The 15,291-nt window shown below is 74.1% G+C and carries 13 protein-coding genes; 4 read left to right on the plus strand and 9 right to left on the minus strand.

Annotated features, from left to right (window positions below; translation table 11 throughout):
* Positions 1 to 34: 34 nt before the first annotated feature.
* Positions 35 to 1,981 carry a hypothetical protein gene (locus ACN267_RS16085; RefSeq protein ID WP_421490430.1) on the minus strand — a complete coding sequence of 649 codons (1,947 nt, stop codon included), beginning with the start codon at positions 1,979 to 1,981 and terminating at the stop codon, positions 35 to 37.
* 272 nt (positions 1,982 to 2,253) lie between these two features.
* Between ACN267_RS16085 and ACN267_RS16090 the strand changes: the two genes are divergently transcribed.
* Complete coding sequence (locus ACN267_RS16090) at positions 2,254 to 3,450, plus strand: hypothetical protein (protein ID WP_204957037.1); 1,197 nt, start codon at positions 2,254 to 2,256, stop codon at positions 3,448 to 3,450.
* Positions 3,451 to 3,701: 251 nt separating this feature from the next.
* Here ACN267_RS16090 and dxs read toward each other — a convergent pair whose 3' ends face one another.
* The 4 genes from dxs to ACN267_RS16110 form a co-directional block, all read right to left on the minus strand.
* Positions 3,702 to 5,657 carry a 1-deoxy-D-xylulose-5-phosphate synthase gene (gene dxs, locus ACN267_RS16095; protein WP_204957036.1) on the minus strand — a complete coding sequence of 652 codons (1,956 nt, stop codon included), beginning with the start codon at positions 5,655 to 5,657 and terminating at the stop codon, positions 3,702 to 3,704.
* 70 nt (positions 5,658 to 5,727) lie between these two features.
* On the minus strand, positions 5,728 to 6,918 hold the full coding sequence (locus tag ACN267_RS16100; RefSeq protein WP_204957035.1) for an anhydro-N-acetylmuramic acid kinase: 1,191 nt from the start codon (positions 6,916 to 6,918) through the stop codon (positions 5,728 to 5,730).
* A 13-nt stretch (positions 6,919 to 6,931) separates the two neighbouring features.
* The gene (locus ACN267_RS16105) at positions 6,932 to 8,188 is read right to left on the minus strand and encodes a class I SAM-dependent RNA methyltransferase (protein WP_421490431.1); all 1,257 of its coding nucleotides are present in this window, start codon (positions 8,186 to 8,188) and stop codon (positions 6,932 to 6,934) included.
* 179 nt (positions 8,189 to 8,367) lie between these two features.
* Positions 8,368 to 10,434 (minus strand): APC family permease, encoded by a 2,067-nt coding sequence (locus ACN267_RS16110; RefSeq protein ID WP_421489031.1) that lies wholly within the window; start codon positions 10,432 to 10,434, stop codon positions 8,368 to 8,370.
* Between the two features lie 161 nt (positions 10,435 to 10,595).
* Here ACN267_RS16110 and ACN267_RS16115 point away from each other — a divergent pair, with 161 nt between their 5' ends.
* Together ACN267_RS16115 and ACN267_RS16120 are read left to right on the plus strand one after the other, a co-directional pair.
* Entirely contained in the window at positions 10,596 to 11,261 is a 666-nt protein-coding gene (locus ACN267_RS16115; RefSeq protein WP_088646419.1) for a potassium channel family protein, read from the plus strand.
* A 3-nt stretch (positions 11,262 to 11,264) separates the two neighbouring features.
* Entirely contained in the window at positions 11,265 to 11,954 is a 690-nt protein-coding gene (locus tag ACN267_RS16120) for a potassium channel family protein (protein WP_281899545.1), read from the plus strand.
* A gap of 112 nt (positions 11,955 to 12,066) precedes the next feature.
* On the opposite strand, the gene ACN267_RS16125 is transcribed toward ACN267_RS16120, so the two are convergent.
* From ACN267_RS16125 to dut, 4 genes are all read right to left on the minus strand, one after another.
* On the minus strand, positions 12,067 to 12,750 hold the full coding sequence (locus ACN267_RS16125; protein ID WP_204957033.1) for a DUF3159 domain-containing protein: 684 nt from the start codon (positions 12,748 to 12,750) through the stop codon (positions 12,067 to 12,069).
* Positions 12,747 to 13,127 carry an OB-fold nucleic acid binding domain-containing protein gene (locus tag ACN267_RS16130; RefSeq protein WP_088646422.1) on the minus strand — a complete coding sequence of 127 codons (381 nt, stop codon included), beginning with the start codon at positions 13,125 to 13,127 and terminating at the stop codon, positions 12,747 to 12,749. Before ACN267_RS16130 ends, ACN267_RS16125 begins: the two co-directional genes overlap by 4 nt.
* 340 nt (positions 13,128 to 13,467) lie before the next feature.
* A complete protein-coding gene (locus ACN267_RS16135; protein WP_204957032.1) occupies positions 13,468 to 14,121 on the minus strand; it encodes a DUF3710 domain-containing protein in 654 nt (217 codons plus the stop codon).
* Between the two features lie 25 nt (positions 14,122 to 14,146).
* Positions 14,147 to 14,677, minus strand: coding sequence for a dUTP diphosphatase (dut, locus tag ACN267_RS16140; RefSeq protein ID WP_421489032.1), 531 nt, complete (start codon positions 14,675 to 14,677; stop codon positions 14,147 to 14,149).
* 90 nt (positions 14,678 to 14,767) lie between these two features.
* On the opposite strand from dut, the gene ACN267_RS16145 reads away from it, so the two are divergent.
* On the plus strand, positions 14,768 to 15,259 hold the full coding sequence (locus tag ACN267_RS16145) for a DUF3093 domain-containing protein (RefSeq protein WP_421490432.1): 492 nt from the start codon (positions 14,768 to 14,770) through the stop codon (positions 15,257 to 15,259).
* Positions 15,260 to 15,291: the final 32 nt, after the last annotated feature.

A 15,291-nucleotide genomic window follows, 5' to 3' on the forward strand; every position in this document is an offset into this window, starting at 1 on the left:
GCACGGTGGGACCCGGCCGGGTCCCACCGGAACGTCAGGCGGTGCGGGCGGACAGCGGTCGGACGTCCCACACCCACACGTCGAGTTCCCGGCGGGCGGGGCCGACCAACTGCTCGACGGTGCGGCGCAGCGGCTCCGCGTTGTGCTGGCGCAGCGGCAGCACCAGCACCGCGGCGTTCCAGTGCCGCAGCTCGTCCAGGCTGCGGCGGCGCTGCCGGTCGTCCAGCTTGGTGGTCCGCCCGGTGGTGGCCACCTCGTCGAGCAGCTGCCCGATGCCGCTGGGCCGCCCGCCGAACCGGCCCGGGTCACCGGTGTTGCCGTTGCGCGGGGCGAGGAAGTAGCCACCCGGGATCTTGAAGTCCAGGTTGGTGGCCGCCGCCCAGCGCATCCCGTGGGTGTTGCCCATGCTGGGCACGGGCACCGGCACCAGGGTCTGCCCGGGGCCGACGTACTCGCGCCAGCGGTCGGCGGTGATGAAGTCCGGCACCGGCGGGCGGGAGGTCACCTTCAACGGCATCGGCACGATCGGCAGCAGCGCCAGCACCAGGGCGGCCACCGTGACGGTCTTGGCGTGCTGCCACTGCGCGCCGCGCAGCGTCCAGGCCCGCTGCACGGCCAGCGCCAGCAGCATGCCGATCACCACGGAGGTGATCAGGGCGAACCGGGTGGGCACCACCGCGTCCAGCAGCGGCAGCCGCACCAGCAGTTCCCACGGCCCGGTGACCAGGTCCCGCCCCCACCAGGAGATCCGCTCGCCGAGGGAGAGCAGCGCGAAGAACGCGCCGGTCACGGCGAGCGCCCGGACGAGGCGTTCGCGGCGTAGCCAGAGCACGATGCCGACGGCGATCAGCGACAGGCTCCAACCGAAGAAGGCGTTCTCCTCGGAGTAGTTCGGGGCCAGGTTGACGTTGGCCCGTTCGTTGCCGCCGAAGGTGGGCGAGCCGGGGGCGAAGAACGCGGCGATGTCGTTGCCGTAGTCCTGCACCGCGTCGCTGAGCCCGTGGTACGCCATCGGCCCGGCGAACTGGATGTAGAGCGGGTACGCCAGCAGCGCCCCGGCCAGCACCGCGCACGCGGCCAGCCCGGTGGCCAGGGGCCGCCACGCCGCCGACCAGAGCGCCGGCCGCTGGGCCACCATGGCGATCAGGAAGATGCCGCAGGCCAGGGCGGTGAAGAGCAGGATCTCCTCGTTGATGAACGCCTGCCCGGTGACCAGCACGGCGAGCAGCAGCCCGTCGCGCACCGGCCGGGTGGAGCGGGTCAGCACCATCACCCGCCACACGATGAACGGCAGCAGGAACTGGCTGATGATGTTGGGGTGCCAGTTGGCGTGCGAGAGCATCGCCGGGGAGAACCCGCAGAACCAGCCGCCGACCGCCGCGGCGAGCCGCCGCCGCACCAGGTGCCGGGACAGCACGTGGTACCAGGCGGCGGCGGTGCCGGCCAGGCCCAGGGTGACCAGCACCACGAAGGAGACCGCCGGCCCGAACAGCAGGGTGACCGGCACCATCGGGATGCCCAGCGCCAGCACCGCCGTGTTGGCCATCAGGTTGACGCCGTCGGGGTAGTTGAACTGGTCGGTGTAGAACGGGAACTCCCCGTGCAGCACCACCCGCACCGAGTGGGCGAGGAAGAACTGCACCTGCGCCGGGTCGCTGCTGTAGAGCGAGGCCACCCGGCCGGCCGGGTCGGCCCAGATCCGGCTGGTCACCCAGAGCGCGACGAGCAGGAAGATGCCGTACACCACCAGGTCCTTGCGGCGGGCGGTCCAGCGCCAGCGCCGCCACCATGCGGCCGGCGTCGCGCCGTCACCGTCCGTGTCCGCAACCCCCCGCTCCGGTACGGCCACCGTCGCCGCGTCGGCACCGTCGACGTCAGGTGCCGTGGCCGGCCCGCCGGGTGTCGTCCCCACCGGCGGCGCGTCGACAGGCGTCGCCTCGACCGTCCGGTCCACGGGGGCCGGCACGTCGGCGAGACGCAGGTCGGCAGGGGTGGAAAGGGTCACGGGTGCGGGCGCTGTCGCGGTGGCCGTCGTGCCTCGGGCAGGGCCCTCGGAGTCGTCGGGGGCCGGTGCGGAGGCGCCACGGGGCTCGGCAGACGTCACAGTCGGCGGAGTCTACCGGAGCCGGGAAAAAGCCCGAAATTCACTCTGGTGTCCCTTGTGGTCATCGGGACACGGCTGCGGGGCGTCACCGGGCGTTGCGTACCATGTGGTCTTCCGACAACGACGGCGACGCGATCGGGGGCGTAGGGATGGCATCGGTTCGCCGTCGCGGCACGACGGTCGCCGCGCTGCTCGCCCTGCTGCTGGCCGCCCCGGCGTGCGGCCCGGTCGCCTCGCGTCAGGTCCACGAGCTGCGGGTCGGCTACGACAGCCTGGACGGCACCCGCGCGGTGTGGCCGCCGCGCGGCGCGCTCGCCGGGGACGCCACGGCGACGGCGGCGGTGACCGAGGCGGTCCGCGCCTGGCGTTCGCCTGTCGACGACCGGGTCCACCTGCCGTCGTCGGGGATCCTCTGGTCGGGTGCGGTCGACGGGGTGCCGCTGGCCCTGGTCGCCGCCGACGTGCCCGGGGAGAGCGCCTCCTGGCTGCTCCAGCTCACCGGGCGTGACGGCCGCTACGAGGTGACCCGCGCCAGCGAGTACACCGACCCGGGTTACCTGGTCTATGCCGACGTCCTCCCGCTGCACCTGCCGGACGGCCGGCGCTACCTGACCTCCGGCCGGGTGGAGCGGCTGCTCGGCCCGGACGGTCGGGCGCTGATGCTGACCGACGGGCTGACCGGTGCGGTGAAGGTGCCCGACTGCCGGGCGGTGCCGGTGACGGCCACCCTGCGGGCCACCGAGTCGCTGCCCCGAGGGCGGGCCGCCGACCGCCTGCTCGACCTGGGCGCGGCCACCGTCGACCCGAGGTATCCCCTGGTCCGCGACGACACCGGCTCCGGCCGGCGGGCCCTCGACGGGTTGGACACCTGCGTGCTGGCCGACGAGCAGGGGCCGTTCGGGAGCATCCCGCGCCGCATCGGCGACCGGGACGCGCCCCGGTCGGTGCCCGAGTCGTGGCCGATGGAGAAGGTGGCCGTGCGGGCCATCGGCGAGATGACGCTGGGCGGCGGTAACGACCCCGGCGACCTGGAGCAGCTCACCTGGGAGACCGACGCGGGAACGATGACCGCGGTGGTCTACCGGCCGGCCGGCGACGGCACGCCTGTGGTCTCCCCCGCCGACCGGTCCAACCCGTTGCAGACCTACGTGCTGCCGGTGCCCGGGCAGCCGCTGGTGGTGCTCACCTGGCGGGGCAACCGGGACGCCTCCCTGTCCGTGCCGCCCGGCACCCCCCGCCTGGTGGAACGTCCCGGCCTGGTGGTCGTCCCGATGCCCGCCTCCCGGCAGACCTTCAGCCTGGCCACCGCCGAAAAGACCTACTACCGCTCCGCCGGCGGCCGCTGACCCCCCACCCCACCCACCTCGCCCCCCACCCCCCGGCTCGCCCCGGTGATCAAGAGGTTTGCGTCAAAGTTGATCTCTGGGTTGACGCAAACCTCTTGATCACGGGGGAAACTGACGCAAACCTCTTGATCACCGGGGGCGGAGGGGGCGGCGATACGCGCGAGGCGAGTGGTGGAGGGAGGGCGCGGGCCGGGAGACGGGCGCAGGGGCGGTCGCGGCAGGGCCGGGACCGCCCCTGGGGTCGGGGTGGATCAGTTGGGGGTGGTGTCGGGGGCCGGGAGGCGGACCGTCTCCACCGAGGGGGCGTCGCCGTCCAGGCCGGAGATCCAGCCGGTGACGTCGCGGGCCACGTCCTGCGCGGTCAGCCGCAGGTCGGCGAGGATCTGCGCCCGGGTGCCGTGCGGGTGCCAGTCGGCCGGTACGCCCAGGTCGCGCAACGGCACCCGGACGTCGGCGTCCCGCATCGCCTGACCCAGCGCGTCACCGACACCGCCGATCCGTACGCCGTCCTCGACGGTGACGACCAGGCGGTGCCCGGCGGCCAGCTCGACCAGTTCGGCCGGCACCGGACGCACCCAACGCGGGTCGACCACGGTCACGCCGTAGCCCTGCTCGGCCAGCCGGGTCGCCACCTCCATCCCGAGCAGGCCGAAGGCACCCACCGCCACCAGCAGCACGTCGGTACGCGCCGACTCGGCCAGCACGTCGACCGGGCCCACCCGGCGGATGGCCGGCAGGTCGGCGGCGACGGTGCCGGTGGGGAACCTGACGATGGTGGGACCGTCATCGACCGCGATCGCCTCGCGCAGCTCCTCCCGGAGGCTGGCGGAGTCGCGGGGAGCGGCGATCCGCAGCCCCGGCACCACCCCGAAGACCGACATGTCCCAGATGCCGTAGTGGCTCGGCCCGTCCGGCCCGGTGATGCCGGCCCGGTCCAGCACGAAGGTCACCGGCAACCGGTGCATCGCCACGTCCAGCAGAACCTGGTCGAAGGCGCGGTTGAGGAAGGTCGCGTAGACCGCCACCACCGGGTGCAGGCCACCCATCGCCAGGCCGGCCGCGGAGGTTGCCGCGTGCTGCTCGGCGATGCCCACGTCGTACACCCGGTGGGGGTGCTTGCGGGCCAGGGTGGCGATGCCGGTCGGCTCGGCCATCGCGGCGGTGATCCCCACCACGTCGGGCCGCTCGTCGGCGATGGCGACCAGTTCGTCGGCGAAGACCTGCGTCCACTTCACCGACGGGGCGGCGAGCAGCTTGCCGGTCTCGACGTCGAACGCGCCCGGACCGTGCAGGCAGTCCGCCTCGTCCTCCTCGGCCGGGCGGTAGCCGTAGCCCTTGCGGGTCACCGCGTGCACGATCACCGGGCCGCCGAAGTTCTTGGCCGCGCGCAGCGCCGACTCGACGGCGGCGACGTCGTGCCCGTCGACCGGGCCGACGTACTTGATGCCGAGGTCCTCGAACATCGCCTGCGGGGCGACCGCGTCCTTGATGCCCTTCTTGACCGCGTGCAGCACCTCGTACATCGGCCTGCCGACGAACGGGGTGTTGCCGAGGGCGTCCTTGACCGTGTCGAGGACCTTCTCGTAGCCGGGGTTGAGCCGCAGCGACGACAGGTGGTCGGCCAGGCCGCCGATGGTGGGCGAGTAGGAGCGGCCGTTGTCGTTGACCACGATCACCAGCCGGTTGCCGGCGGTGGCGATGTTGTTCAGCGCCTCCCAGCACATGCCGCCGGTGAGCGCCCCGTCGCCGACCACGGCGACCACGCTGCGCTGCTCGCCCCGCAGGGCGTACGCCTTGGCCAGGCCGTCGGCGTAGGACAGGGCGGTGGAGGCGTGCGAGTTCTCGATCAGGTCGTGCTCGCTCTCGCCCTGGCTGGGGTAGCCGGAGAGGCCACCGCGCTGGCGGAGCTTGTCGAAGCCGTCCTGCCGGCCGGTAAGGATCTTGTGCACGTACGACTGGTGGCCGGTGTCGAACAGGAGCCGGTCACGCGGCGAGTCGAAGACCCGGTGCATGGCCAGGGTCAGCTCCACCACGCCCAGGTTGGGGCCGACGTGCCCGCCGGTCCGGGACACCTTGGCGATCAGGAAGTCACGGATCTCGGCGGCGAGGATGTCCAGCTGTTCGCCGGTCATCCGCTTCACGTCCTGCGGACCACGGACGGTGCCCAGTAGCCGACCGTGGTTGGCCGTGTCCTCGTCAACACTCATGACGAGAGAGTCTATCGGCCGCCGCACACTCCGCAGCCTTGCCGTGGATCACCGCAGGTGGACCCCTGGATCAGCGGAGCACGACCAGCCGGCGGGGCGGGGGCGGCGCAACCACCCCGTACGGCGGCCCGGACGGCGTCCACGAACCCAGCACGGCGGCCCGCCGCGCGCCGGTCACCGAGGGCAGCGCGCCCGGCAGCCCGTGCCAGGACAGCCACCCGAGCAGGGCGAACGCGTACGCCTCCCGGGCCTGGGCGGGCACCCCCAGGTCGTCGGTGGTGCGCAGCGTCCACCGGCCGCCGCCGAGGGCGGACAGCCGGCCCCACAGGGTCGGGTTGCGGACCCCGCCGCCGGCAGCCACCAGCTCGGTCACCCGGTGCCGCCGGCAGGCGTCGGCGACCGTCCGGGCGGTCAGCTCGGTCAGCGTGGCGAACACGTCGTCGCGGCCGACCGGTTCCCCGAGCGCCGCCAGCCGGTCGTCGAGGTAGCCGGCGTGGAACAGTTCCTTGCCTGTCGACTTGGGCGGTTCCGCCGCGTAGTAGGGCTCGGCGAGCAGCAACGCCAGCAGCCCGGGGTGCACCCGGCCGGCCGCCGCGCGTGCCCCGTCGACGTCGCAGGGCCGGTCGAGCAACCGCCGGGCCGCCGCGTCGAGCAGGGCGTTGGCCGGGCCCACGTCGTAGCCGAGCACGGGGGCGTCCGGCGCGACCACGGTGAGGTTGGCGATACCGCCCAGGTTGAGCGCCGCCCGCACCCCGCCGCCGGGCCGCCCGCCCGGCTCGGCGTCGGCGGCCGGGGCGAGCAACAGGGCGTCGAAGGCGGGGACCAGCGGCGCGCCCTGCCCGCCGGCGGCGACGTCCGCCGACCGCAGGTCCGACAGCACGGGTACGCCCACCCGGGCGGCGACCCGGGCTGGCGCGCCGAGCTGGAGGGTGCCCCGCACGGTGCCGCCGTCGACCCAGTGGAAGACGGTCTGCCCGGGTGAGACGACCAGGTCGGCCCGCCCGCCGGCCAGCTCGACGCCGAGCGCGGCGGCGTCGGCGAACACCGCGCCGAGGGCGTTGTCGAGCCGGCAGACCGCCTCGACCGTGGTGGGCCCCGGCGGCAGCACCGCCCCGATCCGCTCCCGCAGCTCCGCGTCGTAGCCGCACTCCCGGTGCCCGAGCGGGCGCATCCGCAGGGTGTCCCCGGCGGTGGTGAACTCGGCGGCGACCACGTCCACCCCGTCGTACGAGGTGCCCGACATCAGCCCGACGATCTTCATCGGGCCAGGCTAGTCAGCGGGCCGGGGGCAGGAACAGGCCGACCAGTTCGACGTGCTGGGTCATCGGGAACAGGTCGTAGCCGCGCAGGGCGGCCAGCCGCCAGCCGGCCCGGCCGAAGGTGCGTACGTCCCGGGCGAAGGCGGCCGGGTCGCAGGCCACGTACGCGACCGCGCGGGGGGTGGCGGCGATCATGTCCCGCACCACCGCCGCGCCCGCACCGGTGCGGGGCGGGTCGAGCACCACCAGGTCGACCGGGCCGGTGATCCGGCGGCGGGCCAGGGCGGTCTCCACCCGGGCGGCGACCACCTCGACCCGGGACAGGTCGGCGAGGTTACGTCGGGCGGCGGCTACTCCCTCGGCGGCTGACTCGACCACGGTGATCCGGGCGTCCGGGCCGACCCGGGCGGCGAGCGCGGCGGCGAACAGGCCGGCCCCGCCGTACAGGTCCCAGACGGATTCGCCGGGCTGCGGGTCGAGCAGGGCGAGGACCGTGTCGGCCAGGGTGTCGGCAGCGGCCGGGTGCACCTGCCAGAACCCGCCGGACGGCACCGTCCAGTCCCGACCGGCGGCGACCTCGCGTACCGTCGCCGGGCCGGCCGGGGACGGGCCGGCGGGGTCGGTCGCCGCCGGACCGGCGGGGAGGTCGACCGGGGTGGGCGTCCCGTCGGCGAGGGCGGTGACCACCACCTCGCCGCCGGTGGAGGCGACCGTCGCCACCGCGTCGGCCGCCGGCCAGTTCTGCCCGAGCACCGGCAGCGCCTGGATCGCCGGGTGGGCGATCAGGCACCGGTCGATCGGCACCACCTCGTGCGAGCGGTGCTTGAGCAGCCCGGCCCGGCCGGTGGCGTCGACCGCGTAGCGGACCCGGGAGCGCCAGCCCAGCGGGCCGCCGGGCAGCGGCGCGACGCTGACCCGCAGCACGTCGATCTCGGCGTCGGTGAGCCCGCCGAGCCGGCTGAGCTGCTCGCGGACCACGGTCGTCTTCCAGTCGAGCTGGGCGGCCGGGGCGACGTGTTGCAGGTCGCAGCCGCCGCAGCCGCCCGGCCTGGCGTACGGGCAGGGCGGGGCGACCCGGTCCGGCGACGCCTCGACGATCTCGACGGCGTCGGCGCGGGCGAACCCCCGGTGCAGCTCGGTCACCTCGGCGACCACCCGTTCCCCGGGCAGCGCGTGCCGGACGAAGACCACCTGGCCGTCGACCCGGGCCACGCAGTGCCCGCCGGGGGCGACCGCGTCGACTGTCAGCTCGACCCGTTCGGCCTCCTCCAACCCGGGCCGAAGCTCCTGCCCGCGCCGCTGATCCTGCCCGGCCCGAAGATCCTGCCCGGCCCGAAGATCCTGCCCGGCCCGTCGGTCCGGCCCGGGACGCTGGTCCGCACCGGCGTCGTCGCTGCCGGCCGGGCCGGAACGGGCGGTGGTCGCGGAACGGGCGGGGCCGGGGTAAGCGGTCACGGGCGGTCTCCGGTCGACGGGCCGGACTCGCCGGACGCGGCAGCCACCGGCGGGACGGGCGGCGGGGCGCTGTGCGGCGTGACCCGGGGCCCCCGGGCGGGGGTACGACTCAGCGTCTCGTCCAGCCGGTCGAGGTTCTTGGTCGCGGTGGAGGCCAACTGCCAGGGCACACTGGTCACCATCACGCCCGGCTCGAAGAGCAGCCGGCCCTTGAGCCGCAGCGCGCTCTGGTTGTGCAGCAGGTTCTCCCACCAGTGGCCCACGACGTACTCGGGGATGAAGACGGTGACCACGTCGCGGGGCGACTCCCGGCGGGTGTTCGCCACGAAGTTCAGGATCGGCCTGGTGATCTCCCGGTACGGCGAGTCGACCACGGTCAGCGGCACCGGCAGTTCCCGCCGCTCCCACTCCTGCTGGAGTTGCCGGGTGTCCTTCTCGTCCACGTTGACGGTGACCGCGGTCAGCGTGTCCGGCCGGGTGGCGCGGGCGTAGGCGATGGCCCGCAGGGTCGGCTGGTGCAGCTTGCTGACCAGCACGATGGCATGGTTACGGGCGGGCAGCACGCCGCGTACCTCGGTCGGTTCCAGCTCGGCGGCGATCCGGTCGTAGTGCCGGCGGATGGCCAGCATCAGCAGGTAGATCACCCCCATCGCGGCGATGGCGATCCACGCGCCGAGCAGGAACTTGGTGATCAGCACGATGACCAGGACGGTGCCGGTCATCGCCATGCCGAACGCGTTGATCGCCCGGGAGCGGAACATCCGCCGGCGGGCCTGCGGGTCACGCTCGGTGCGCAGGTGCCGGTTCCAGTGCCGGATCATGCCGGCCTGGGAGAGCGTGAACGAGACGAAGACGCCGACGATGTAGAGCTGGATCAGCTTGGTCACCTCGGCCTGGAAACCGACGATCAGCACGATCGCGAAGACGGCGAGGAAGACGATGCCGTTGGAGAACGCCAGCCGGTCGCCCCGGGTGTGCAGTTGCCGGGGCAGGTAGCGGTCCTGGGCGAGGATCGAGCCGAGCACCGGGAAGCCGTTGAACGCGGTGTTCGCGGCCAGGAACAGGATCAGCGCGGTCATTCCGGCGACCACGTAGAGCAGCACCGACCCGCCGCCGAAGACGGTCTCGCCGAGCTGGGTGGTCACGGTCTTCTGCACGTACCCGTCGGGGCCGGAGAGGATCTGCGTGGTGGGGTCCTCGACGAACTGGAGGCCGGTGAGCCGGGCCAGCCAGATGATGCCGACCAGCATGGCCACCGAGATGCTGCCGAGCAGCAGCAGGGTGGTGGCGGCGTTGCGGCTCTTCGGGGCCTTGAACGCCGGCACCCCGTTGGAGATCGCCTCGACCCCGGTCAGCGCGGCGCAGCCGGAGGAGAAGGTCCGCAGCAGCAGGAAGATCAGCGCGAAGCCGGTCACGCTGTGCTCGGCCTGGATCTCCAGTCCCGCGCTGGGGGCGCGCAGGTCGTCGCCGAGGACGAAGTACCGGACCAGCCCGGTGAGGATCATCCCGCCGATGACGATCACGAAGCCGTACGTGGGGATGGCGAACGCGGTGCCGGACTCGCGCAGCCCGCGCAGGTTCATCGCGGTCAGCAGCACCACCGCGCTCACCGCGATCAGCACCTTGTGGCTGGCCACGAAGGGCACCACCGACCCGAGGTTGGCCACCCCGGAGGAGACCGACACGGCGACGGTCAGCACGTAGTCGACCAGCAGCGCGCTGCCCACCGCCAGCCCGGCCCGGGGACCCAGGTTGACCGTGGCCACCTCGTAGTCGCCGCCGCCGGAGGGGTAGGCGTGCACGTTCTGCCGGTAGCTGGCCACCACGGTCAGCATGACCACGACCACCGCGAGGGCGATCCAGGGGGAGAACAGGAACGCCGACGCCCCGGCGATGGAGAGGGTCAGCAGGATCTCGTCCGGGGCGTACGCGACGCTGGACAGCGCGTCGGAGGCGAAGACCGGCAGGGCGATGCGCTTGGGCAGGAGGGTGTGCTGGAGCCGGTCCGACCGGAACGGTCGACCGACGAGGAGTCGCTTCAGCAGCGAGGTGGGACTGGCCACAAGCGCTAAGGGTACGACCACCGGATCGTGGTCGCCGGGGGGTGCCTGATCCCCCTCCCGGGTCCCGGCGCGGTACCGTTCGGTCCCCCGTGGTCGGGGTGGACGTGGCAGGCTCGCAGACGACAGTCGCCGGGAGGCGGGCACACCTTGGGAGGGACACCGTGCACGTCGTGATCATGGGCTGTGGGCGGGTCGGCTCGACGCTGGCCCAGAGCCTGGAGTCCCGGGGGCACTCGGTGGCCGTGATCGACCAGGACGCCGACGCATTCCGCCGCCTCGGCCCCGACTTCGCCGGGATCACCGTCACCGGCGCCGGCTTCGACGGCGAGGTGCTGCGCCAGGCCGGCATCGAACGGGCGGACGCCTTCGCCGCCGTCTCCAGCGGCGACAACTCCAACATCATCTCGGCCCGGTTGGCCCGCGAGACGTTCGGCGTCTCCCGGGTCGCCGCCCGGATCTACGACCAGCGCCGGGCGCAGGTCTACGAGCGGCTCGGCATCCCCACCGTCGCCACCGTCCGCTGGACGGCCGACCGGATGCTGCGCCACCTGGTCCCCGAGGGCAACGTGGAGATCTTCCGGGACCCGACCAGCACCGTGTCGATCATCGAGGTGCCGGTGCACAAGGACTGGATCGGCCGGCCGCTACGCCAGTTGGAGGAGGCGGCCGGGACCCGGGTGGCGTACCTGACCCGCTTCGGCATCGGCATGCTGCCCACCGCGTCCAGCGTCGTGCAGGAGGGTGACCAGCTCTACCTGCTGGTCACCGACGACATCGCCGCCCAGGTCACCGCGGTGGCCGCCACGCCGCCCGAAGGAGGGCACTGAGCCATGCGGATCGCCATCGCGGGCGCCGGCAACGTGGGCCGGTCGATCGCCCAGGAGCTGATCGACAACGGCCACCAGGTGATGCTGATCGAGCGGCAGCCCCGGATGCTGCGCCCGGACCGGGTGCCGACCGCCGACTGGGTGCTGGCCGACGCCTGCGAGCTGGCCAGCCTGGAGGAGGCGAACGTCGCGGGCTGCGACGTAGTGGTCGCCGCCACCGGCGACGACAAGGTCAACCTGGTGGTGTCCCTGCTGGCCAAGACCGAGTTCGCGGTGCCCCGGGTGGTGGCCCGGGTCAACCGGGCCGAGAACGAGTGGCTGTTCACCGAGCAGTGGGGCGTCGACGTGGCGGTCAGCAAGCCCCGGGTAATGGCCGCGCTGGTCGAGGAGGCGGTCACCGTCGGCGACCTGGTCCGGTTGATGACGTTCCGGCAGGGCGAGGCGAACCTGGTGGAGATCACCCTGCCGCCGACCGCGCCCTACGTCGGCCAGCCGATCCACGCCGTGCCGCTCCCCCGGGACGCCGCGCTGGTGGCGATCCTGCGCGGCAAGCGGGTGCTGGTGCCCAGCCCCGACGACCCGATCGAGGCCGGCGACGAGCTGATCTTCGTGTGCACCGCCCAGGTGGAGGACGAGGTGCGCGGGGTGATCCTCGGCCCGGACAGCGTGGAACGGACCCGCGGCACGGGCTGACCGTCCCGCCCGGCGGGTGCCGGACGGTTGGGTGCGCCGGCCGCCCAGGAGACCCTGGAGACAGGAGACTCTGGAGACCGGCCCCGGCGGCCCCGGGTGCCGGCCCTGGAGGTCAGCCGCCGGGCAGCGGCTGCGGTGCGGACTCCCGGGTCACCCGGCGCACCACCCAGACCGTGATCAGCAGCAGCAGCGCGTAGGGCGGGTAGCCGAGGGCGAGCCGGGCCACCCCCAGCGCGGTGTCCTGGTGGGCCAGGTAGAGCCCGGCCTGCACGCCGACCTTGGCCAGCCAGACCACCCCCCAGAGCACGGTGAGCTGGGTGAAGGTACGCACCAGCCGGGGGTCGTCACGCCACTCGGAGCGCCCCTTGGCCACCAGCACCGACCAGATCCACCCGACCAGGGGCTGCCGGATCACCGCGGAGAGCAGCAGGGCGATGCCGTAGCCGATGCCGTAGAGGATGCCCGGGAGATAGAAGTCCCGCTCGTCCCCGGTACGCCAGGCGATGGCCGCGCCGATCGCGATGCCGAACAGCCCGTTGACGGCGTGCCGGACCGGGCGGCGCTGGACCAGCCGGACGATCGCGATCAGCACCGCCACCCCGACCGAGGCGATCACCGCCGGCCGCAGCTCGCCGACCACGTTGGCCAGCACGAACACCACCACGGGGATGCTGGACTCGACCAGCCCGCGCCAACCGCCGAGCTGGTCGGCCATCTGCTCGGCGAGGCTGGGCAGCCGCTCGTCGTCAGGCGGGGTGGTCTGCGGCTCGGTGGCCGGGGGCTGTCCCGTCGTCACTTCGGCGACTCCAGCTCGTAGTACGGGTTGTAGATCACCTTGCGGTCGTCCCGGACGGCGACCCGGCCCCGGGCGGTGAGGTGCCGGCCCGGCTCGATGCCGGCGATGTGCCGGCGGCCCAGCCAGACCAGGGTGACCACGTCACTGCCGTCGTAGAGGTCCGCCTCCAGGGTGGGCAGGTTGGTCCGGGGCGTGTAGACCACGGTGCGCAGCCGCCCGGCGACCGAGACCACCTGCCCCCGCATGCACTGCCGGGCCAGCACGCCACCGGACTCGGCGCTCTCCCGGCGCAGCTCCTGCGCCTCGATCTCGGCCTCGCTGGCGGTGAACCGGCGCAGGATGCCCCGTAGCGACATCCGGCTCTCGTCGGTCGACATGACCTCCGCGTCACCCTCTCCACGCTGACCGGTCGGCACCGGCGTCACCCCGGTCCCGGGCGGGACCGTGCCGCCAGCGTACGCCGATCCGGCCCCACGGCGTCGGTCCGGTGCGCCCGCCCCCGGTCGGTGCCCCCACCGGGACGCCACCGCCGCCGGCCTCGGCCGGGCCGTTACCGCCCACTCGTGGCCGGGACGCCACCGCAGCCGGTCGGCGGGAAAGCCACTGCCGGCCCGTGGCCGGGACGCGCCGCCGACCTCGGGCGGGCCGCCGGGGGCGGACAGCAGTCCGGGCCGGACCCGGCCACCTCAGGCGGCGGGTCCGGCCCGGACGGGTCGGTCAGGCCTGGTTCGGGGCGGGCGTCGCGCCGTCGCCGCCCTCGGCCTGGTCGGCCATCTCCCGGGGCAGCCGCAACGGCAGCGGCTCACGCACCGGCTTCGCCTCCTGGCCCCGGTCGACCACCAGGCCGTCCAGGCAGGTGGCGAGCGGTCCGGCCGCGGTCGGGTCGGTGGCGGCGGCCCCCTGGTAGACGCCCCGGACCATCCAGCGCGGGCCGTCGACGCCGACGAAGCGCAGGTCGGTCGGGCCGTCCGGGGTGCGCACCCGGGCGTGCAGCTCGACGCCGTACTCGCCCCGGGCCTCCTCGACGGTGGCGCCGTCGGCGATCAGCGACTGCCGGATCTCGTCGCGCACCTCGTCCCAGATGCCCTCGGAACGGGGCGCGGCGAAGACACCGAGCTGGAGGGCGTTGTCCCCGTGGACGAGCACCACCTGCTGGACGACGCCCTGCGGGTCGGCCTGCACCCGCACCTCGACCCCGGGCACCGCCGGGATGTGCAGGCTACCCAGGTCGAGCCGCTGCACGTCGTCAGGCGCCTCGGCGACGTCGTACGGGCCACGGGCCGGGCCCGCCGTCTCGTACGCGTCGGGGCCGTCGGCCCGCTCGTCACGGGCGTGCCGCCCGTTGCCGGCCCGCTTTCGGGAGAAGATCACTGCGCCCACCCTCCGCTGTTCGCACTCACCCTGCCACCTCTTCCGTCCGTACGCCGACCCGGTCGGTGTCCGCCGTCCGGGTCGGGCCGCCGGGCGGGGGCACGAGCCCGGCGTGGCCACCCGTCGACCCGTGGCCCCCGGTCCCCCGTCGGGACCCGGGCAGCACCGCGACCGGCTGGAAATCGGCCCGCTCCACCCGCTGGACAACGAGTTGCGCGATGCGATCGCCACGGGAGATCTTCGCCGGTGCGTCCCGATCGTGGTTGATCAGGTTGACCAGGATCTCACCCCGGTAGCCGGCGTCGACCGTACCGGGCGCGTTGAGCACCGTCACGCCGAGCCTGGCGGCCAACCCGGAGCGCGGGTGGACCAGGCCGACGTAGCCCTCCGGCAGGGCCAGCGCCACGCCCGTGGGGACCAGGGCCCGGCCGCCCGGGGGCAGCTCGACGTCCGCGGCGGCCACCAGGTCGGCACCGGCGTCGCCCGGGTGGGCGTACGCGGGCAGCGGCAGCTCCGGATCGAGCTGCCGGACGGGCACGGGTACGACGTGGGTCACGGGTCTGCCTCTTCCGTCGGCGTTCACGGGGTGCCCTGCCATCCTGCCGGGTCGGCGGCCCGTCGTGTTCCGTACCCTCGGGGTGTGAGCCTGTCGCCTTCCCCGTCGTCGACGCCGCGCGTCGCGGTCGTACCGGCGTACTCCGAGCGGCTGGGCCTGCCCTGGTGGTGCTGGGTGGCCGGGGTGGCCCTGGCCGGGCTGGCCGCCGTCGAGCTGTGGATGGGTGCCGGCGGGGTACGCGCCTGGCTGCCCTTCGTGCTGCTGCTGCCGGCCACCCTGGCCGGGTTGTGGTGGCTGGGCCGGGTCCGGGTCGCGGTCGCCGACGGTGAGCTGTGGGTCGACGACGCCCACCTGCCCGTCCGGTACGTCGCCGACGCCGTCCCGCTCGACGCCGCCGGCCGGCGCGAGGTGCTCGGGGTCGGCGCGGATCCGCTGGCCTTCGTGGTGCAGCGGCCCTGGATCGGCGGTGCGGTGCAGGTGGTGCTCGACGATCCGGACGACCCCACCCCGTTCTGGGTGGTCAGTTCCCGCCGGCCGACCGAGCTGGCCGCCGCCCTGCTGGCCGCCCGCGACGCGGCCTGAGCGGGGCGGGCGGGGTACGGCCCGACGCGCCT

The organism is Micromonospora sp. WMMD734 (genome assembly GCF_049178975.1).
GTDB classification, from domain to species: Bacteria; Actinomycetota; Actinomycetes; order Mycobacteriales; family Micromonosporaceae; genus Micromonospora; species Micromonospora wenchangensis.

Bases quoted from the DNA above. Each gene is read 5' to 3' on its own strand.
- ACN267_RS16100 (WP_204957035.1), bottom strand. From the start codon at position 6,918: ATGAAGATCGTCGGGCTGATGTCGGGCACCTCGTACGACGGGGTGGAC.
- ACN267_RS16130 (WP_088646422.1), bottom strand. From the start codon at position 13,127: ATGTCGACCGACGAGAGCCGGATGTCGCTACGGGGCATCCTGCGCCGG.
- ACN267_RS16090 (WP_204957037.1), top strand. From the start codon at position 2,254: ATGGCATCGGTTCGCCGTCGCGGCACGACGGTCGCCGCGCTGCTCGCC.
- ACN267_RS16120 (WP_281899545.1), top strand. From the start codon at position 11,265: ATGCGGATCGCCATCGCGGGCGCCGGCAACGTGGGCCGGTCGATCGCC.
- dxs (WP_204957036.1), bottom strand. From the start codon at position 5,657: ATGAGTGTTGACGAGGACACGGCCAACCACGGTCGGCTACTGGGCACC.